At 70.3% G+C, this 19,663-nt stretch carries 15 protein-coding genes; 11 read left to right on the plus strand and 4 right to left on the minus strand.

Annotated elements, in window-relative coordinates; genetic code table 11:
• Window positions 1-52 precede the first annotated feature (52 nt).
• Window positions 53-586, minus strand: coding sequence for a TerD family protein (locus ACTWQR_RS27420; RefSeq protein ID WP_443229835.1), 534 nt, complete (start codon window positions 584-586; stop codon window positions 53-55).
• Between the two features lie 154 nt (window positions 587-740).
• On the opposite strand from ACTWQR_RS27420, the gene ACTWQR_RS27425 reads away from it, so the two are divergent.
• From ACTWQR_RS27425 to ACTWQR_RS27440, 4 genes are all read left to right on the plus strand, one after another.
• Window positions 741-1,346: a YdbC family protein gene (locus ACTWQR_RS27425; protein ID WP_443229836.1), complete on the plus strand. Its 606-nt coding sequence runs from the start codon at window positions 741-743 to the stop codon at window positions 1,344-1,346.
• A 104-nt stretch (window positions 1,347-1,450) separates the two neighbouring features.
• Window positions 1,451-2,110 (plus strand): histidine phosphatase family protein, encoded by a 660-nt coding sequence (locus ACTWQR_RS27430; RefSeq protein ID WP_443229837.1) that lies wholly within the window; start codon window positions 1,451-1,453, stop codon window positions 2,108-2,110.
• 12 nt (window positions 2,111-2,122) lie between these two features.
• Window positions 2,123-3,034 (plus strand): ADP-ribosylglycohydrolase family protein, encoded by a 912-nt coding sequence (locus ACTWQR_RS27435; protein WP_443229838.1) that lies wholly within the window; start codon window positions 2,123-2,125, stop codon window positions 3,032-3,034.
• A gap of 382 nt (window positions 3,035-3,416) precedes the next feature.
• The gene (locus ACTWQR_RS27440; protein WP_443229839.1) at window positions 3,417-5,045 is read left to right on the plus strand and encodes a DUF4153 domain-containing protein; all 1,629 of its coding nucleotides are present in this window, start codon (window positions 3,417-3,419) and stop codon (window positions 5,043-5,045) included.
• Window positions 5,046-5,235: 190 nt separating this feature from the next.
• On the opposite strand, the gene ACTWQR_RS27445 is transcribed toward ACTWQR_RS27440, so the two are convergent.
• Window positions 5,236-6,783, minus strand: a complete 1,548-nt coding sequence (locus ACTWQR_RS27445) for an MFS transporter (protein ID WP_443229840.1) — start codon at window positions 6,781-6,783, stop codon at window positions 5,236-5,238.
• A gap of 190 nt (window positions 6,784-6,973) precedes the next feature.
• On the opposite strand from ACTWQR_RS27445, the gene ACTWQR_RS27450 reads away from it, so the two are divergent.
• The 3 genes from ACTWQR_RS27450 (at window position 6,974) to ACTWQR_RS27460 (ending at window position 9,193) form a co-directional block, all read left to right on the plus strand.
• On the plus strand, window positions 6,974-7,597 hold the full coding sequence (locus ACTWQR_RS27450; RefSeq protein ID WP_443229841.1) for a TetR/AcrR family transcriptional regulator: 624 nt from the start codon (window positions 6,974-6,976) through the stop codon (window positions 7,595-7,597).
• A gap of 196 nt (window positions 7,598-7,793) precedes the next feature.
• Window positions 7,794-8,495 (plus strand): ribonuclease HII, encoded by a 702-nt coding sequence (locus tag ACTWQR_RS27455; RefSeq protein ID WP_443229842.1) that lies wholly within the window; start codon window positions 7,794-7,796, stop codon window positions 8,493-8,495.
• 68 nt (window positions 8,496-8,563) lie between these two features.
• On the plus strand, window positions 8,564-9,193 hold the full coding sequence (locus tag ACTWQR_RS27460; RefSeq protein ID WP_443229843.1) for a hypothetical protein: 630 nt from the start codon (window positions 8,564-8,566) through the stop codon (window positions 9,191-9,193).
• Between the two features lie 477 nt (window positions 9,194-9,670).
• Here ACTWQR_RS27460 and ACTWQR_RS27465 read toward each other — a convergent pair whose 3' ends face one another.
• Together ACTWQR_RS27465 and ACTWQR_RS27470 are read right to left on the minus strand one after the other, a co-directional pair.
• Window positions 9,671-10,297: a hypothetical protein gene (locus ACTWQR_RS27465; RefSeq protein WP_443229844.1), complete on the minus strand. Its 627-nt coding sequence runs from the start codon at window positions 10,295-10,297 to the stop codon at window positions 9,671-9,673.
• A gap of 222 nt (window positions 10,298-10,519) precedes the next feature.
• Complete coding sequence (locus tag ACTWQR_RS27470; RefSeq protein ID WP_443229845.1) at window positions 10,520-12,682, minus strand: RecQ family ATP-dependent DNA helicase; 2,163 nt, start codon at window positions 12,680-12,682, stop codon at window positions 10,520-10,522.
• Window positions 12,683-12,814: 132 nt separating this feature from the next.
• Here ACTWQR_RS27470 and ACTWQR_RS27475 point away from each other — a divergent pair, with 132 nt between their 5' ends.
• From ACTWQR_RS27475 to ACTWQR_RS27490, 4 genes are all read left to right on the plus strand, one after another.
• Window positions 12,815-14,512, plus strand: coding sequence for a DUF4192 domain-containing protein (locus ACTWQR_RS27475; protein WP_443229846.1), 1,698 nt, complete (start codon window positions 12,815-12,817; stop codon window positions 14,510-14,512).
• A gap of 197 nt (window positions 14,513-14,709) precedes the next feature.
• Window positions 14,710-16,785, plus strand: coding sequence for a glycogen debranching N-terminal domain-containing protein (locus ACTWQR_RS27480; RefSeq protein ID WP_443229847.1), 2,076 nt, complete (start codon window positions 14,710-14,712; stop codon window positions 16,783-16,785).
• A gap of 128 nt (window positions 16,786-16,913) precedes the next feature.
• The gene (locus ACTWQR_RS27485; RefSeq protein ID WP_443229848.1) at window positions 16,914-17,672 is read left to right on the plus strand and encodes an NUDIX hydrolase; all 759 of its coding nucleotides are present in this window, start codon (window positions 16,914-16,916) and stop codon (window positions 17,670-17,672) included.
• Between the two features lie 128 nt (window positions 17,673-17,800).
• Entirely contained in the window at window positions 17,801-19,564 is a 1,764-nt protein-coding gene (locus tag ACTWQR_RS27490) for an ABC transporter ATP-binding protein (RefSeq protein WP_443229849.1), read from the plus strand.
• The last annotated feature ends 99 nt before the right edge of the window (window positions 19,565-19,663 follow it).

Here is a 19,663-nt window from a genome sequence, read left to right on the forward strand (position 1 = left end):
GCCGAAGGGGCGGTACGGCCACCGGCCGTACCGCCCCTTCGGCGTGAGCGGGTCAGGACGAGTGGGCGCTGCCCATGGTCCTGGCGAAGGTCTCGGGGTCACAGTCGAACCCGCGGATGCCTGGGTGAAAAGTCCATTCTCCGGAGTCGTCGCGTACGAACTCCGCGACCGTCGAGGCCGTCGCCCCCAGTACGCCGCCGAAGTCGTCCTCGGCCAGCGCCGTGTACCCCTCGCGGATCCGCAGAGCCGGGTTTTGCACACTGACGAAGGTCCGTCGCCCGCCGCGCTGTTGGATGGCGACGCCGACCACCACGCGCGCGTACCGCTTGTCGAGACGGGTCAGCTCCAGGGTCATCACCTCGTCCCAGCCAAAGCCCTTGCCGTCTTTGCTGTCCCGGTTGAGGTTGATGGTGCCGTCCGGGGAGCGGCTGTCGAAGTGCACTATGTAGGCAGGGTTTTCGTGCGTGTCGGTCGCGAGGTAGGTGGCGGCGATGATGTCGAGATCGGTGGCCGCCTCACCGGCGGCACTGGGATCCCATTTCACCGATATCTCGACCTTGCTGATGCCCTTGTTGAGGCCGTTCACCGGTTCTCCCCTCGTGGTCCCCCTGCGTCAGTCACCCCAACTGCCCGGCAGGTGAGGCGCGTTGCCCATCGTGCCACGCGCGCGGGGGCGCTCGTGCGGAAGTACTCCGCCAGAGCGTGACCGACGCCACGTTCCGTGGCCTTACGATGGCGCGGTGCTGGTCAAGTGGACTCGCTGCACCGTGGTGGACCGCCGCGGTTTTGAACGGGGGCAGCGGAAATGGGCGGGACTTCTGGGGGAGCCGGGATTCCGGGGGCAGGGCGGGGGCTGGAGCCGGGGAAGGCCCGGGGTGGCCCACATCTTCGCCTTCTGGGAGAGCCGTGCCTTCTACGACTCCTTCATGGCGCGTTCCCATGATCGGCTGGCCACCGCTCAGTCAGGCACCTTCAAGGATTCCCATATCAAGCTCTTCGATCACCGTTTCGATGTGAAGACCGGTTTCGAGCCGCGCTTCACGGACGCCGACCTGGTACGCGTGGCGTTCTGCCGTGTCCACGAAGAGCGGGCCGAGCACTTCGCGCTGATGCAGGAGAAGGTCTGGAATCCCGCGATGGCCGGTTCACCCGGCATGGTGCGGGGCCTGTTCGGGGAGGGGCCCGGCCACGAGTTCCTGGTCCTGTCGATGTGGCAGGCGGCCGCCGAGCACGGCAAGTACCGTGCCGAACGCGTGGAGCGGCTCGCCCTGCGGGCCCAGATCGAGGCGGACGTCGCGGCCCTCTCGGGCGACATCGTGCAGCTGGAACCGACTTGGACGGTCTGAGACGGTAGAGATTTCGGTCTGAAACGGCCCCGATCTATGTGACCTGTGCCGTATGAAGTCCGTACGAGTGCTCGATCGGCCCCGACCCGATCTAGGGTTTCGGTATGGCACGACCACGGCGCATCGTCCTTGTCCGGCACGGCGAGTCGGTGGGCAATGCCGATGACTCTGTGTACGAGCGTGAACCCGACCACGCCCTGGCGCTCACCGAGAAGGGGTGGCGGCAGGCGGAGGAGACGGGGAAGCGGCTGCGGGAGGTCTTCGGCAATGAGCGCGTAAGCGTTTACGTCTCCCCGTACCGCCGTACGCACGAGACCTTCCGCGCCTTCCACCTCGACCCCGAACAGGTGCGTGTACGTGAGGAGCCGCGGCTGCGCGAACAGGACTGGGGAAACTGGCAGGACCGGGACGACGTACGGCTGCAGAAGGCGTACCGCGACGCGTACGGGCACTTCTTCTACCGCTTCGCGCAGGGGGAGTCGGGTGCCGACGTGTACGACCGGGTCGGCGGCTTCCTGGAGAGCCTGTACCGGAGCTTCGAGGCACCCGATCACCCGCCGAACGTGCTCCTTGTGACCCACGGCCTGGCCATGCGGCTGTTCTGTATGCGCTGGTTCCACTGGACGGTCGCGGAATTCGAGTCGCTGTCGAACCCGGGGAACGCGGAGGTGCGAATGCTCGTTCTCGGGGAGGACGGCAGGTACACGCTTGACCGTTCTTTCGAACGCTGGCGTGATCCGGAACCGTACGGAGTCACTGGATAGAGTGGCAGGGCGATGACCGCTGACTCCTCACCCGACGGGCGCCTGGGCCGCGCCTTGGCCAGCCTGCGCGGACTCGCGGTGGGGGACGCGCTGGGCTCGCAGTTCTTCGTGCCCGCGAACTATCCGTCGCTCAAGCGCCGCACGCTGCCGCCCGGCCCCTGGCAGTGGACCGACGACACCGAAATGGCCTCCTCCGTAGTGGCCGTTCTGGCCACTCATCACCGCGTCGACCAGGATGATCTGGCTCGCTCCTTCGCTGAGCACCACGACTTCGACCGGGGCTACGGACCCGCGGTCAACCGGCTGCTGCGGCAGGTCCGGGAGGGTGGCGACTGGCGCGAGCTGGCCTCGGCCCTCTTCAAGGGACAGGGCTCGTGGGGGAATGGCGCCGCGATGCGGATCGCACCCCTGGGCGCCTGGTACGCGGACGACCCGGAGCAGGCGACGCACCAGGCCGAGATCTCGGCCTACCCCACGCACCAGCACCGGGAAGCAGTGGTCGGCGCCATGGCCGTGGCGGCGGCTGCCTCGCTGGCCGCCGCGCCGGGAGGCCCGTCGAGCCCCGAGTCGCTGCTCGACGGAGTCATCGCCCTCGTGCCGCGGAGCGCCGTGGGCGCCGGTCTGCGACGAGCCCGGGACATGCTCGACTACGGTGACACGACGACGGTCGCGGCGGTCCTCGGCTGCGGGCGTCGTACGTCTGCTCACGACACCGTGCCCTTCGCGCTCTGGTCGGCCGCGCGGGCCCTCGGTGACTATGAGCGGGCCTTCTGGACGACAGCCCAGGTGGGCGGGGACGTGGACACGACCTGTGCCATCGTCGGGGGTGTGGTGGCCGCAGGGAAGGCCGGGACGCCGCCCGCGGAGTGGGTGGAGCGGACTGAGGGGCTACCGGAGTGGCTGCCGTCGGGTGTTGCGGGTTAGGGCCCGCATGCGGCTGTCCGCCTAATCGTCCGCCACTGTCACAGCCCTGCCACAGAGAGCCTGTGACCCGCTGTGCCGTCTGTCGCGCGGTTAGCCTTTCCGCCACGCCGTCCGTTGATCATCCCGGGCGGGCGCCGACGAGACACCGGTCCCTGGGCTTCTGTCACAGCCACGAGCTGTGCGCCGCGCGGACCGGTAGGGAGGGGGTCCCGTGTCCGACACGCCGTCCGAGGCCGAGCCGAGAGGGTCGGAAACGGAGGAGTCAGCGGTAGCGGATGGAAGTGAAAGACCAAGCGCCGGGGGGCGTGCGCCGGCGGAGGGGTCTGGTGCCCGTGCCCGTGCTTCAGCGGCGCCTACTCGTGGGCGTACCGCTGCCCGGACGATGAAACCTGGCACCGAGGCCGAGGGGCCTGAAGACGCCGTTCCCACGTCCCGGTCCCGGCACGCGTCCTCGGAGGGCGACTCCGAGCAGGGTGACTCGGACGAGAACGAACTCGATGAGTACGAGGGCTGGGACAATCGTTTCGCCGAGTCCTGGTTCACCGACATCCATGCGGAGCCTCCGGGCCCCATTCGCACTGCCACTCTCTGGGCGGCCCTGGCCACCGGTGTGCTCGGCATGCTCCTGCTCAGCGGCGGCCTGGCCCTCAACCTCATGCTGGTGGCGATACCGGCCACGCTCGGCGCGTACTTCGCGGCCCACGGGGCGGGCCGCCGCCCGCGCCGCTGGTCTCTGGTGTGGGGCGTCGGAGGACTCGCCCTGCTGATCGTGCCGGCGCTCCGCGACGCCGACTGGCCGTCGTTCCTCGCCATCGTGGCCGCCGTGGCGGCGGGCTCGCTCGCCCTGCACGGCGGTCGCACCTGGACCGGGGTGCTGTTCGGTGCGATCGGCCTCTACACCTCGCTGCTGACCGGTCCTGCCTGGGGCTGGCGCGGGCTGCGCGAGCGGACCGGAGGCACACGCGGGAACGTGGGCCCGGTGCTGCGCGCGCTCGTGGTGGCCGCGGTGCTCGTGCTGGTCTTCGGCGCGCTGTTCGCCGGGGCGGATGCCGCCTTCGCGGATCTCCTCGGTGGTCTCGTGCCGGACGCGTCGGTCTCCGGTGCCCCGTGGGACGTCGTGCTGTTCGTGATCGGCGTGGTGGGAGCGCTCGCGGCGGCGCACACGGCCGCCGCGCCCGTTCAGTGGGACCGCGTCGAGGTGCCTCCGGGCCGACCGCGCGGTCGCGTCGAGTGGGCGCTGCCCCTGGTGGTGCTCGCCGTGCTCTTCGCGGTCTTCAACGCGGTGCAGCTAGTCGTCCTGCTCGGCGGATACGACGCCGTACTGGAGAAGACCGGTCAGACGTATGCCGAGTACGCGCGCCAGGGCTTCTGGCAGCTGCTCCTGGTCACGCTTCTCACCTTGCTCGTCATCGTCTTCGCCCTGCGCTGGGCCCCGCGCGACGATTCGCGTGACCGGACGCTGGTGCGCGCCGTCCTGGGAACTCTCTGTGTCCTCGCGCTCGTTGTCGTCGCATCGGCGGTGCGGCGTATGTACATGTACGTGGACGCATATGGACTGACGCGACTGAGGATCTCGGTGGTGGGCGTGGAGCTCTGGCTCGGCCTGGTCATCGTGCTCATCATGGCGGCCGGCATCTGGGGCGCCCGCTGGCTACCGCGTGCGGTGCTGGTCAGTGCCGCCGCGGGAGTGCTCGCGTTCGGGCTCGTGTCGCCGGACGGCCTGATCGCCGAGCGCAACGTCCAGCGGTACAAGGAGACGGGGAAGTTCGACCTCGACTACGCGCGCGGGCTGTCCGCCGACGCCGTACCGGCTCTCGACGGGCTCAAGGAACCGCTGCGTTCCTGCGCGTTGGAGTCCATCGCCCAGGACCTGGAGCGGGAGGAGAAGCCCTGGTATGCCACGAGCTGGGGCGAGGCGAACGCTCGGAACATTCTCGACGACCGGTCGCTCTCTCTCAAAGCCGACTGGAGCGTGTGCAACGGGCTGGGTGACAATCTGCGGTACCGCTGAGGCAGCTCGCGTCGACTCCGTACGCGACTTCAGGCACGTACGACTTCAGAGGCGTACGAGTTTGGGACGTGCGGATCCGGAGACGCCTGGCCGCGAGCCGCGAGCCGCGAGCCGCGAGCCGCGAGCCGCGAGGCCGGACCGGCGTCCATTTACAGGACGCGGCCCGGCCTCTCTCGGCCTCAGGCTCTTGTCAGCCCCCGGCGGGCCCCGCAGTGCCCGCGAGAGCGTCGAGGTCGCTCTTGCGGACCCGGATCACCAGCGCGGCGACGACCAGCGCCAGTACGGCCATCGCGAAGGCCGGGATGAAGGCCGTGGAGATGCCCTGGGACAGCACTTCGTGACCCCATGGCGCGGGCAACTGCTGTGTCTGGGCGAACTCCGCCTTCTGTTCGGCTGAGGCGTTGGCCATGAAGTCCGTCACCTGCTTCTCCGCCTCGTCACGACTGGCCGTGCCGAAGACGGTGGTCAGGATGGCGAGGCCGAGCGAACCGCCCACCTGCTGCGTGACGTTGAGCAGGCCCGACGCCGCGCCCGCCTCGTGCGGAGCGACTCCGGAGACCGCAGTCAGGGTCAGCGTCACGAAGTTCAGACCCATGCCGAAGCCGAACACCAGCATCGGACCGAGCACCCCGCCGGCGTACGAGCTCCCGGGGTCGATGAAGGTCTGCCAGGCGAGCCCGACCGCGGCGAGCGCCGACCCGACCACCATGAACGGCTTCGGGCCGAGCACCGGGAGGAACCGCTGGGAAAGGCCCGCGCCGACCGCGATCGCGACCGTCACCGGCAGGAAGGCCAGGCCCGCCTCGATCGGCGTGTACTCCAGCACGTTCTGCACGAAGAGCACGATGAAGAAGAACATACCGAACATCGCCGCGGCCAGGCTCAGCATGATCACGTACGTGCCCGAACGATTGCGGTCGGCGAACATCCGCAGGGGTGTGATCGGTTCCTTGGCCCGGGACTCGACCAGCGCGAAGGTCAGCAGCAGGACCACGGCCGCGCCGAAGGATCCGATGGTGAGGCTGTCCCCCCAGCCCTCCTCCGAGGCCCGGATGAACCCGTAGACGAGGGACGCCATGCCGGCCGTCGAGGTCAGCGCGCCTGCGATGTCGAAGCGCCCCGGGTGCCGTTCGGACTCACTGATGTAGAGCGGTGTGACGACGGCGATCAGCACACCGATGGGTACGTTGACGAAGAGCACCCAGCGCCAGTCGAGCCACTCGGTGAGCATGCCGCCGGCCAGCAGGCCGATGGCGCCGCCGCCGGCCGAGACCGCGGCGAAGACTCCGAACGCCCTGTTGCGCTCGGGCCCTTCGGGGAACGTCGTGGTGATGAGTGCCAGCGAGGTGGGCGACGCGATCGCGCCACCCACGCCCTGGAGGGCGCGCGCGGCCAGCAACTGCCAGGGCTCCTGCGCGAAACCACCGAGCAGCGAGGCGGCCGTGAAGAGCAGGATGCCGGTCATGAAGACCCGGCGCCGACCGAGGATGTCACCGGCCCGGCCGCCGAGCAGCAGCATGCCGCCGAAGGTGAGCGTGTACGCGCTGACCACCCAGGTGAGGTCCGTGGTGGAGAACTTGAGCGCGTCTTGAATGTGCGGAAGCGCGATGTTCACAATCGTCGCGTCCAGTACGACCATGAGTTGGCAGGCCGCGATGACGGTGAGCGCGATGCCGGGATGCCCCTCCCGGCGGGCCGCCCCCGGTTTTTGATCCTTAATCAACGGAGAGGTTGTCACTATTAGGTCCCCCACGAGTGCGTTAGTGAACGCTCGCGTTCACTGCCGCGTCAAACGGTAGTGAGTCCCCGACAGTGAACGCAACCGTTCACTGAAGTCGCTTCCGTTTTACGTCACTTGACTGCTCACGGATCCCCCAGTCCACCTGGCACGCGTGCGTGCCGCCTCCCCGCTCAACGGAGACACGCTGATGATTACTTCGAGTTGGACGGCTGCCCCCGCTCAGGTGGCCTCTCCGCGCCGCCGTGGCGCCGTGCTCGAACGTGCGATCCTCGACGCCGCGCTGGAACAGCTCAGCACGGTCGGCTGGAACGGACTCACGATGGAGGGTGTCGCCGCCGGCGCCCAGACCGGCAAGGCGGCCGTCTATCGGCGCTGGCCGTCGAAGGAAGACCTCGTAGCGGACGCGCTCCAGGCCGGGCTGCCGTCACTTCAGGAAGTGCCGGACCTCGGGAACGTGCGAGAGGACCTGCTGGAGCTGTGCCGATGGGTGCGCGAGGCGATGTTCTCGCGCCCCGGATTCGCGCTGCGCGCGGTGATTCACGAATGCGACACCTCCCAGGCCGAGCGATTCCACGGGGTGATCTTCGAGGGGGTCGTGGAGCCGACCATCCGGTTGCTCCGTGAGGTCATCAACCGTGGAATCCAACGGGGAGAAGTGCGGCCCGATGCGGCCAACCGGTACGTCTTCGACGCCATTCCGGCGATGATGATGTACCGCTCCAAGATGTGCGCGAGCGAATGGACCGAGCGTGATCTCGAGGAGATGATCGACCAGTTCATGGTTCCGCTGCTGCGGCGGGAAGGTGCCTGACCGGTCTTCGGGCGGCGTGACCGACGTGCCTGAACGGGTCCTTCGGAGCGGCACGCCCGAGGCCGCTTGACGGGTCTTCGCAGCGGCACGCCCGAGGTGCTTGACGGGTCTTCGGGCGCTCGGGCGAAGGCGTCGAGGCTGCCCGGGGATACCGAGGTGTCGCGTGGGCTTCCGGGCGGCGTAGTCTAAGAGCGCCATGCCGTACGAACCACCTACCCACACCGTCGAGCGCTCCCTGCGCGCCATGACCGGAGCGAAGATCATTGCCGGTGTCGACGAGGTGGGGCGCGGCGCTTGGGCCGGCCCGGTCACCGTCTGCGCAGCGGTAACGGGCCTTCGTCGCCCGCCCGAAGGCCTCACCGACTCCAAGCTCCTCACCGTCAAGAGGCGTACGGCGCTCGCCGAGGTACTGGCGAAATGGGTGACGTCGTACGCCTTGGGGCATGCCTCTCACGAGGAAATCGATGACTTGGGGATGACGGCCGCGCTGCGGCTGGCGGCCGTACGTGCCCTTGAAGCCCTGCCGGTGCGCCCCGACGCGGTCATCCTCGACGGGAAGCACGACTATCTCGGGGCTCCCTGGCAGGTTCGTACGGTGATCAAGGGCGACCAGTCCTGTGTGGCCGTCGCTGCGGCCTCGGTCATCGCGAAGGTTCAGCGCGACAAAATGATGGCCGAACTGGGTATCGACCATGCAGACTTCGGTTTTGCGGCCAACGCCGGGTATCCGTCACCGGTGCACAAGGCCGCGCTGGAGATGCGGGGACCCACCCCGTACCACCGGTTGTCGTGGGCGTATCTTGATGCGCTGCCTCAGTGGCGGCATCTCAAGAAGGCCCGTACTTGGGCGGACGGAAGCGTTCCGGAGATCGAGGGTCAGCTCGGCTTCGACTTCTGACGGTTCCGCTCGCACTCATGTGCCACCCGCCGACGCGAGTCGCACCGGCGTTTGATAAAAATCAGCTCATGCCTCTCATTCCCGAGGAGCCTCAGATTCACGAGAGTGCCCAGGGTCCCCGCGCAACTCCGGCCAGTGGCCGTACCGCGCCGACCCCCCGTCCCGTGCCCGGCCCCCGTCCCGCGGCTCCGCCGCGGCCCGGCCGTCCGGGTCCTGTCCGACCGATGCCGCCGACGCAACGCGCGCCGCGCGACACGGCCGTGGCCAAGCCGGAGCCATCCGCTCCGGCCGTCCCCACCGCTGCCTCGACTCCGCAGATCCAGCTGATCCCGGCCTCGGCCGAGGGGGCGCTGGATGCCGCCGAGGAAGCGGTCGACCTGCTTCTCGAGTCGGGCCGGTCCCCTGGTGAGGTGCTGGTGATCACCACCGGCGAACCGCACCCGTGGGCCGCGCACGAGCTGTCCTTCGGTGAGGCCGCGTACTGGGCCCAGCACGACGCGGGCGACGACGTCTTCTACGCCGACGCCTCCGCCGCCGGTCGTGCCGCGTCCCGTCCCGTGGTCGTCGTCGCCGTCAACGGCGGGCCCGACGCGGCCGCTGCCACCGCCCTGCCGCTGGCTCTCGGCCGAGCCGGCGCCCTGCTGATCGTCTGCGGGGATCCGCAGCAGATCAACTCGGTGCTGGGCGCGGGGGTCTGAGGACCCCCGTTTTCCTGGGGTTCTTTCGGGCGGGGTGCCACCGCGGTGGCATCTGCACAGTGGATGGTTCGGCGTGCGCCGGTACGGGGGAGACGTGCCGGCGCGACCGTCGTGGTGTGAACCGCCGTGGGGTGGAGTCACATGCCCATGTGCCGTGCTCGCATACGGGCGTGCATGGGCTTCTCCGTGCTCTGCGGCAGTATTCGCCTGCCCTCGGAGCACTTCGGCGCCTTGGAGTGCGGCCCCTTCAGGGGTGCTCTCCAGGTGGACGGTCGTGCCTCTGTACGGGCTTGGGGGCGACGTGCCTCTGTATGTGTTCGGGGGAGTCGTGGTGTGCTCCCCGCGCGTCTGTGGGCCAGGCCGCCGCGAGCCGGGCCGACGGCACGCGCCTTCGCGAGGTCGGCCGTAGCGGCACGGAGGCAGCGGACAGGCCGGTGCTGAGGACGACCGCCCGTGCAACGGGCGGCGGGTGTCGGCTCAGCGGGCGGCCGCGCGGCGCAGCACCTCCGAGGCGGCGCCACCGGTGCGTGGATGGACGGTCTCGGCCGCGGCGAAGGACTCCAGAGACTCCGGGAGCGAGTCCGCGCTGGGCCGACGCCCGCCGCGGCCCTCGCCCAGCACCTGCCAGCCGTCACGCGTCAGCGTGATGTACGCCCCGCAGCGCAGCCCGTGCAGTGTGCAGGCGTCCCGCAGCCCCCACATCCAGGCCCCATCCTCCTCCGTCCACCGAGCGTCACCGTCACGGCAGTAGAGCAGCACGGCGGTACGCACTGGAGTGCGCCGCCGCAGATCATGCGGGATGACCCGGCGCAGCTGAGCGAGCAGCGCGTTGCGGAACATCCAGCCGTCCGCCGGAGCCGGCCGCCGAGTGAAGGAGGCGCTCGCCGTCAGCCGTTCGTCCGGATCGAGAACGGCCACGACCGCGGTCGTGGGCCGGGGCTGATGCCGGGAGTGCAGGCCGCTGACGACCTCCCGGGGATTGCGCAGCAGCGGAATCCCTGCGGCGGCCCATTCAGCGGGTTCGAGCATCCGGGCCAGTGGGTTGGCGGATGTGGCGGACGTCGACATCGATGCCGCCGAGGACGGAGCGAATCCGAAGGTCACGGTCCTCCCTTCGGCTACGCGCCCACACTGCGGGCGGGGTCGGACTGGGGGAGCGCACCGCGGCACAGCCCGAACGGGCGGCCTTATAAGGGCCGCGCGGGGCGCACCCTCAATTCTTCCTGTCGAACTTGGTTGCGGCAACGAGCAATCGGGCCCACCGACCGTTATCTGGTGATCCGTCGCCTATATCCCTGCCGCATATCCTCCACGCAACCGTTTTGATCACCCTTGCACGGCGAGGACCAGCGGCAACACCCCCTGCGCACCGGCCCGTCGGAGCATGCGCGCGGCCACCGCGAGCGTCCAGCCGGTCTCGGCCGAGTCGTCCACGAGCAGGACGGGCCCTTGGGCTTGGGCCAGAGCCGTCGCCAGTGCGGGTGGCACCGTCAGCGCTCCGTCGAGCGCCTTCAACCGCTGCGCGCTGTTGCTCTTGGAGACCTGCGCCGCCTCGGCCCCGGCGGCATACTCGATGGAACCCAACAGGGGCAGGTGTCCGACCTCGGCGATCCGCGCGCCCAGCGACTGGATCAGGTGCGGTCGCCTGTGCGAGGCCATGGTGACGACGCCGACCGGGCGTGGTTGTGCGTCGGAGCTCCCCGAAGCCCAGCCGCCGGGTCCCTTCGCCCAATCGGCCAGCACGCCGACCACCGCCTGTGCGACGTCGTCCGGAACGGGTCCGTCGGGGGCCTGGGGCGTGAGCATCGGCCGCAGGCGGTTGCCCCAGCCGATGTCCGAGAGTCGCCCCAACGCACGCCCGGACGCGGCCTGTTCGCCGACCGGGATACGTCCCTTCAAGTTCACGCCGACCGCGGGCAGACCTGTCGGCCACATCTTCCGGGGTTCGACATCGACACCGGCGCGACCGAGCTCACCGCGCGCTGAGTCCAGGGCGGACGGGGACACGGAATCCGCGAACCGCGGCCCCGCGCACGTGTCGCAGCGACCGCACGGCTCCGCCCCCTCGTCATCCAGCTGCCGCCGCAGGAACTCCATCCGGCAGCCCGTCGTCGTCACGTAGTCACGCATCGCCTGCTGCTCGGCCGCACGCTGCTTGGCGACCCAGGCATAGCGCTCGGTGTCGTACGTCCACGGCTTCCCCGTGGAGATCCAGCCGCCCTTGACGCGATGCACCGCGCCGTCCACGTCAAGGACCTTGAGCATCGTCTCGAGCCGGGACCGGCGCAGCTCCACCAGCGGTTCGAGCGCGGGCAGCGAGAGCGGTCGGCCTGCCTGGGCGAGGACGTCCAGGGTGCGCCGGACCTGCTCCTCCGGAGGGAAGGCGAGCGAAGCGAAATACTGCCAGATCGCCTGGTCCTCCTTGCCCGGCAGGAGCAGCACCTCGGCGTGCTCCACACCGCGACCCGCGCGCCCGACCTGCTGGTAGTACGCGATGGGGGACGACGGCGAGCCCAGGTGCACCACGAAGCCGAGGTCCGGCTTGTCGAAGCCCATGCCCAGTGCGGACGTGGCGACCAGAGCCTTGACGCGGTTGGCGAGCAGGTCCTCCTCGGCCTGCTGACGATCCGCGTTCTCCGTCTTTCCGGTGTAGGACGTCACGGTGTGCCCGCACTGCCGCAGGAACGCGGTGACCTCTTCGGCAGCGGCCACCGTGAGCGTGTAGATGATCCCGGAGCCGGGCAACTCGCCGAGGTGCTCGGCGAGCCAGGCCATGCGGTGGGCGGCGTCCGACAGCTGGAGTACGCCGAGGCTCAGGCTCTCCCGGTCCAGCGGGCCGCGCAGGACGAGCGCGTCCGTGCTGCCGCCGGTGCCCAGTTGCTCGGCCACGTCGGCCGTCACGCGCGCGTTGGCCGTGGCTGTGGTGGCGAGGACCGGAACGCCCGGAGGGAGATCGGCGAGCATCGTGCGCAGCCGGCGGTAGTCCGGCCGGAAGTCGTGGCCCCAGTCGGAGATGCAGTGTGCCTCGTCGACCACGAGAAGGCCGGTGGCTGCGGCGAGCTTGGGCAGCACCTGGTCCCGGAAGTCGGGATTGTTGAGCCGCTCAGGGCTCACCAGCAGTACATCCACCTCGCCCGCGGCCACCTCGTCCTGGATCGTGTCCCATTCCTCCGTGTTGGACGAGTTGATGGTCCGCGCGTGGATGCCGGCGCGCGCGGCGGCCTCCACCTGGTTGCGCATGAGGGCGAGGAGCGGGGAGACGATGACGGTGGGGCCCGCGCCGCGCTCCCGCAGCAGCGCGGTCGCGACGAAGTACACCGCGGACTTGCCCCAGCCGGTGCGCTGCACGACCAGGGCTCTGCGCTTGTCGGCGACGAGTGCCTCGATGGCGTGCCACTGGTCCTCGCGCAGGCGTGCCTCGCCTGCCGGGTCGCCGACGAGGCGGGCGAGGACGGTGTCGGCCGCGGTACGCAGCTCTTCGTTGCTCATGCCCCCATGCAACCCGATGGGTCGGACATCACGCGAATGAGCCCGCCAGCTGTGGACAACTTCTGATGTGATCATGGTCGTGTTTATCCACAGGGCAAAACGGAATCTTGGGATCCGCGGGATGGTCACGGCATGACGAATCACAGCGAAGCGGCCGGGACCTCCGGCAACGGCGACATCAGCGGGCACGACGGCCGTGGTGGGGACGGCGGGCGTAGGAGTGCGGGTAGTGGAGAGGGCGAAGCCGGGAGTGGCCGGCGCGAAAGTTGCGGTGGACTTGGCGAAGCCCGTGGTGCACATGGTGAAGCGCACGGCGGGCATGCAGAGGTTCGCAGCGGGCATGACGACGCCCACGGCGGGCATGGCCAAGCCCTCGGCAGCGAGAGCGCTGCCCGCTCGGGGCACCGCGCGACCGGCCTCCCGTGCGCCGAGCACCAGGTCACACTCCGTACCCCGGCGGAGCTGGCCGACGCCCTGCCGTACCTGCTCGGGTACCGGCCCGAGGACAGCATCGTGCTCGTCGCCCTGCATGACAGGGACGGGCGTGGCCGGTTCGGCGGACGCGCCCGGCTCGGCATCCCCGGCAACGCGGACGACTGGCCGTCCGTGGCCGAGCAACTGACACACGGGCTCGTGAAGGGCAGCGAGCGCAGGGGTGTCCTCCCCGAGAGCATGGTCGCCTTCCTCTGCCAGGACCCCAGGAACGGCGAATCGGGCCGGGAGATCATGGAGCGCCTGCGCCCGCTCGCGCAGTTGCTGCGCACGGCATGCGGTGCCCTCGACGTCCCCGTGATCGAAGCCCTGTGTATCTCGGACGGGCGCTTCTGGTCGTATTGCTGCCCCAGTGAGCACTGCTGCCCGCCCGACGGTACGCCCATGGGATTGCCCGGCACCTCCGTGCTGGCCGCCGCCGCGACCTACGCCGGTCTCCAAGTGCGCGGCACCCTGCGGGAGCTGAGGGCGAGGCTCACTTCGTGGGAGACCGCGGCGGCGCTGGAGCAGGAGTCCGCGCTGGACGCGGTGAGCATGGCGCTGATCCCCAGGATCCTGGACGACGAGAGCCGCACGGGTGTGGCCGACCAGACCTTGGAACTGGCTGACCGGGTCATGCGCCGGTTCGCCGACGCCACGCCCGTATCCGGCACGCTTGCGGCGGATCTCCAAGACGACGAACTGCTGGGCCATGACGAGGCGGCCACCTTGATTCTCGGCCTCCAGGACCGCACGACGCGGGACCGGGCGGCCGAGTGGATGGAGGGCGATGAGGCCGACCCGGCCCTCCGCCTCTGGCGGGCTCTGGCCCGCCGTTGCGTTGGCCCGTACGGGGAGCACGCCGCGGCGCCGCTCACGCTCGCTGGATGGGTCGCCTGGTCTTCCGGCGATGAGCTGGAGGCCCGGGAAGCCCTGGCCATGGCGCTCGGAGCGGATCCCGGATACCTCTTCGCCCGTCTTCTGCACCAGGCGTGCAACGAGGGCTTGGACCCGGAGTCGATTCGCCGCTGCCTCCGCAGGGAGCGCGCGGATCGCTCCGGCGCGGAGGTGGTCGCCTCCTCGGTGTCACCGGTCGACGCCGACGGACCGTCAGGGTCCGCCCCGAGGCGGTCGACATCGGTGGATTCTCGTCGCCGACGCAAGCCGCGGTCTCCCGGGAGCACAGGCGGTCGTCCGAGTCCCCGGTCACCCGGAACCGGGAGCACGCGCCGCCCTCGGCCCGCCGTCGACGGGTCACCCACAGTGGAAGGACCCGGCCGGGCTGTCGGCAGTACGGGCAACGCTCCTCGGTCCCGCCGAGGAGGCGGTCGGCAGGGGATGAAGAAGGGCGACGCATGAGGGCTGGTGATCCCCTAGCTCACCACCACCCGGTCGGCTTGCACGACACGGGGCGTGACCCGGGACGGTCCTGCTCCGTTCACCTGAGTGGCGCAGCCCGCGGCCGTGCCGTGCCGTCGCGTCGACACTGCCCGTCCGGAGCCCTCACACGCAGCCCAGTGCGTACTCAGCGCACGGAGCACCGAAGAAGCCGCCCCATGCCCCTGCCCATCCCGTCCTCCACCCCGAACGGCGATCACCCTCTGCTTCGCAGCTCCGCACAGCCCCTCAGGGGTCCGGGCGGTGCCACTGCTCCGCAGGCGCCCGTCGCAGCGCCGCGCCGGATAGCGGACCTGCCGCCCGCGCACGCCGCGCTGATCTGTGTCGCCCTGCCAGGGCTTGCGATCTCCACGGCGCAGGGCCAGCTGACCGGCGAGGGCCTGGAGGGTTTCTACTGCGCAGGTCGACGCATGCTCTCCCGGTGCCGGCTGCGCGTGGCGGGGCGGGAGCCGCTCGCGGTCCAGGCCCGGATGGTCACGGCGGACCAGGCATGTTTCGTGGCGACCTTGAGCCTGACCGGGGATGGTGGCCCCGACCCGGACGTCGTCGTCGAACGGACGCGGCACGCGGACGGCATGGAGCGGATCACCCTGCGCAGCGCGGCCCACCGCCATCTGCGGCTGCCCGTCGAGGTGGCGCTTGGCACCGACCTGGCGGAACTGGGCGCGGTCGCCTCGGGGAGAGCCGGTCCCGAACTGCCCGCCAGCGTCCACGACTCCGGCATGCGGTGGTCCTGTGCCACCGGGCAATCCGTTGTCACCGCCGACCCGCCGCCCGCAGACGCGCTGGCCTCCGCAGGGCTGCTGCGCTGGGAACTCGAACTGCCGCCAGGCGGCACCCGAAGCGTGGAACTGAGGGTGCGGCCGGCCGGTGCCGGGCCCATCCGTACAGCCGCGCGCGGCGCCACCAGCCCGCTCGCCCCGGCACGGGCCATGGGCGACGACCCAAGGGTTCAAGCGCTCCTGCACACCAGCATCGAGGACCTCCAGTCCCTGCTGCTGCGTGACCCCGTGCAGTCGTCCGACACGCACCTCGCGGCCGGCGCGCCGTGGCGCTGCGGTATGGCTCCGGCCGAGGCGCTCGCGGCGGCGCGCATGACCCTGCCGCTGGGCACCAGGCTCGCCGCAGGCACCCTGCGTACCCTCGCCCGTACTCAACTCGCGGACACGGGATCCCAGTCCGGCCTGATTCCCGGGCCGCGACGGCACGCCGGTACGCATCTGCCACCGAGCTGTACGGGCGTAGAGGCGACTCTCCTGTTCCCGGTGCTCCTCGCGGAGGCCAGGCGCTGGGGGCTTTCCGAGCAGGAGACCGAGGACCTGCTGCCCGCGGCCGAGCGCTGCCTTCAGTGGCTGCGGGCCTCCGTCGGCGACGGTACGTATCTGCCCGACCCGCACCCCGGCGGACCGATGCGCTGCGAGACCCAGGCGCGCGCTCACCGAGCCGCGCTGCTGGGTGCCGATCTACTCGACGCGTACGGAAAGGCAGGCGGTGCCGGGCTGCGGCAGTGGGCGTGGGAGATGAGGGCCGCGTTCCGGGACGACTTCTGGATCGAGGACAGGGGAGGCGGTAGACCGGCTGCGGCTCGCCTGCCGGACGGGAGGCTCCTGCCGCACTTCGGCACGGGCAGTGTCCACCTCCTCGACACCGGGCTGCTCGGCGCAGGTGCACCGGCCCAGGGGCTGCTCGACAAGGTGCAGACGGAACAACTCGCGCGGCTGCTCGGCGGGCCCGCCATGGACTCGGGCTGGGGGCTGCGCAGCCTTGGTGTGAAGGAGGCGGCGTACAACCCGTTCGGCCATCGCAGTGGGGCCGTGCGGGTTCACGAGACAGCCGTGGCCGTCGCGGGCTTGGCTACTGCGGGCTATGAGAAGGAGGCAAGCTCACTCCTGCGGGGAGTGCTGGCGGCGGCCGAGGCCTTCGGTCACCGGCTGCCCGAGATGTACGCGGGGGAGCAGCGTGCGGAAGGCGGCGCCCCGGTGCCGCATCCGGCCGCCTGCCGGCCGGCGGCCACGGCGGCGGCCGCCGGGGTTCTCCTGCTCACCGCTCTCGCCGGAATCCGTCCCGACGCCCCGGCCGGAACGGTGACACTGCGCCCGGTCCGCGGCGCGCCCCTGGGCGAGATCGGCCTGACGGGCCTGCGCGTCGCGGGCGCCCCCTTCTCCATACGCGTCAGCAGACTCGGCCTCGCCATGGTCGAGGAGGCGGCAGACGGCCTCCAGCTGGGAGCGTGAGCTCATGTAACCCGACGGGACCAAGCCGACAGCGGCCTCTGACGTCCGTACCTGAGAGCAGTGGATCAGCCACCGAAGCGACTGGCGAAGGGCGTGTTTATCGTCAGGCAGACGACTATGATCGCGGCATGCCCTACGACCCGTCAGCCTTTCCACCGTTCGCCGTCACCGTTGACCTGGTCGTGCTGACCGTGCGTCGCCATGCCCTGTGCGCGCTGGCGGTACGGAGGGGTGAGCCGCCGTTTCAGGGGCGGTGGGCGCTGCCTGGCGGCTTCGTACGGCCCGACGAGGACCTGGCGCAGGCCGCGGCGCGGGAACTGGCCGAGGAGACGGGGCTGTGCGCGCACGACCCGGCCGCCCCCGCACAGGCCAACGGCGCACACCTGGAGCAGCTCGCGACGTACGGTGATCCCAAGCGTGACCCGCGGATGAGGGTCGTCAGCGTCGCCCATCTCGCGCTTGCTCCCGATCTGCCCGCACCTCGGGCAGGCGGCGACGCGAACATCGCACGCTGGGCCCCCGTCGAGGAACTCCTTCAGCGGGGCGGCTACGGCCGTGACGGCGAACAGGCCGCGCCGCTCGCCTTCGACCACGCGCAGATCCTGGCGGACGGTGTGGAGCGCGCCCGCTCCAAGATCGAGTACTCGTCGCTGGCCACCGCATTCTGCCCGACCGAGTTCACGGTCGGTGAGCTGCGCCGCGTGTACGAGGCGGTGTGGGGCGTGGCACTCGATCCGCGCAACTTCCACCGAAAGGTGACCGGCACGCCGGGCTTCCTCGTTCCCACCGGCGGTACGACCACCAGACAGGGTGGCCGCCCTGCCCAGCTCTTCCGCGCGGGCGGTGCCACGCTGCTCAACCCGCCGATGCTCCGTCCCGAGGTCTAACACTTTCCGAGGTCCGACACCGCCCCGAGGCCCGACATCCGGACATGCGGGCGGACCGGTGCGGAGTGTGCTTCCGAGCACGCTCGAGGTGCCCGGTAAATCCGGCATATCACGCTATCTTGCTTTGGGTGATCCAGGCCATCGGACTGACCAGCAACCCCCGCAAGGAGCTTCCGCCCGCCGTCGACGACGTCTCCTTCGAGGTGCCCGCGGGCCGCGTCACGGCGCTCTTGGGAGCCCCGGGCGCAGGTAAGACAACTGCGCTCAGGCTCATGCTCGAAATCGAACAGGGTCGCGGGATCACCTACTTCCGAGGCCGCCCGTTGCATCGCATCGCCCATCCCTCACGCGAGGTGGGCGTTCTTCTCGGGGAGGTCCCCGGTCACCCGGCACGCACGGTCCGCGGTCAACTCCGCATGCTGTGCGCCGCGGCGGGCGTGCCCGCCCGGCGTGCCGACGAAGTCCTCGAAGTGGTGGGTCTCGTCAGCCTGCGCGACGAACGCCTCGCCACGCTCTCGCGCGGCATGGACCGTCGCCTCGGCCTGGCCTGCGCACTGCTGTCAGACCCGCACACCCTCCTGCTCGACGACCCCTCGGACGGACTCTCCATCCGCGAAAGCCGCTGGCTGCACGGGATTCTGCGCGCCCACGCCGCCGTCGGCGGCACCGTGCTGTTCAGCACGCACGACCCCAAGGAGGCAGCACGGATCGCCGACCGGGTCGTCACAATGGATGAGGGCAGGCTCGTCGCCGACCAGGAGGTCGCGGACTTCGCCCGCACCCGCCTACGGCCTCGCGTCGCCGTCCGCAGTCCGTACGCCGCCCGTCTCGGCGCCCTGCTCACGCAGGAGGCCCGCACCGCGCGGCGCTCGGTGGAGGTCGTGCGGGAAAACGGCAACCGCCTCTCCGTGTACGGCAGCACCTGTGCCGACGTGGGTGAAACCGCGTACCGCCACGGCATCCTCGTACACCAACTCGCAGACGAAATCGGTGACATGGGGCCCGCTGCCGTACAGCACCCCGCTAATGACTCTCGCGAGGCTCTGGCGCCACCGAGATCCGCCGACGCGGAGGGCGCGGACGCACTGCCCCTCCTCCCGCCCCCCATCGCCGTCCGTCCTGGCCCCAGCCCCTTGCGTCCGCTGCGCTACGAGCTTCGCCGCGCGGCAGGAGTCGGCACCGGCTACCTCACCGCGGCAGCCGTACTCGCCGCCTCCGCCGTCATCGCCGTGCTCCTGGCCAGAGTGGGACACACGCCGCAGCCGCGTCTGCTCGCCGCGTGGCCGCAAGAGTTCCCCCTGCCGCCCGCGGCGCTCGGCGCGGGGCTGCTCGGCGCCATCGCCTTCGGCGACGAGTTCCGCCACCCCGCCCTGGCCGCGGATCGCGGCACCGTCCCCCGCCGCCTGGGACTCCTCGCCGCCAAACTCCTCGTCGCCGCCGCCACCGCCCTGACCCTGGCCTTACTCACGGTGTGTGTGGACGCCGAACTGCTCTACATCGTCTACGGACGGGAGCTCGCCGGAGTTCCCCCGGACTGGCTTTCGATGAGTGTGAGTTGGATCGGACTCGTGGTGGGCTGTGCCTGGGCGGGCGTGCTGGCGGCGGGCATCTTCCGGTCGACGACCGCCGGACTCGCGGCGGTTCTCGCCGTGCCGATCCTCGTCGTACCGCTCGTGCAAAAAGTCTTGGAGGGGCCGTCCGTACGGACGGCTGCGGGGTTCTCGACCCGGCTGCGTGAGCTCGTGCTGATGCAGTGGCCGTTCGGGGGCGAGCGCTATCTGGCCGCCGTGGCGCGAGTGATCGCCCAACCGGTCGGCGGCGCACTGATGTTGTCGCTGACCGCTCTGCTGTGCGCATATCTGCTCACGACCCTGCGGAGCAGGGTCCGATGACGACTGTCCGCGCACACGTGTTCCCGTGGTGTGCGCAACTCCGCATGGAACGCCCATTTCTTTCCGATAAGGCGTCAATTGCGACGGGGTGAGCGATCA

The organism is Streptomyces sp. 2A115 (assembly GCF_052245575.1).
In the GTDB taxonomy this organism is placed as follows: Bacteria; Actinomycetota; Actinomycetes; order Streptomycetales; family Streptomycetaceae; genus Streptomyces.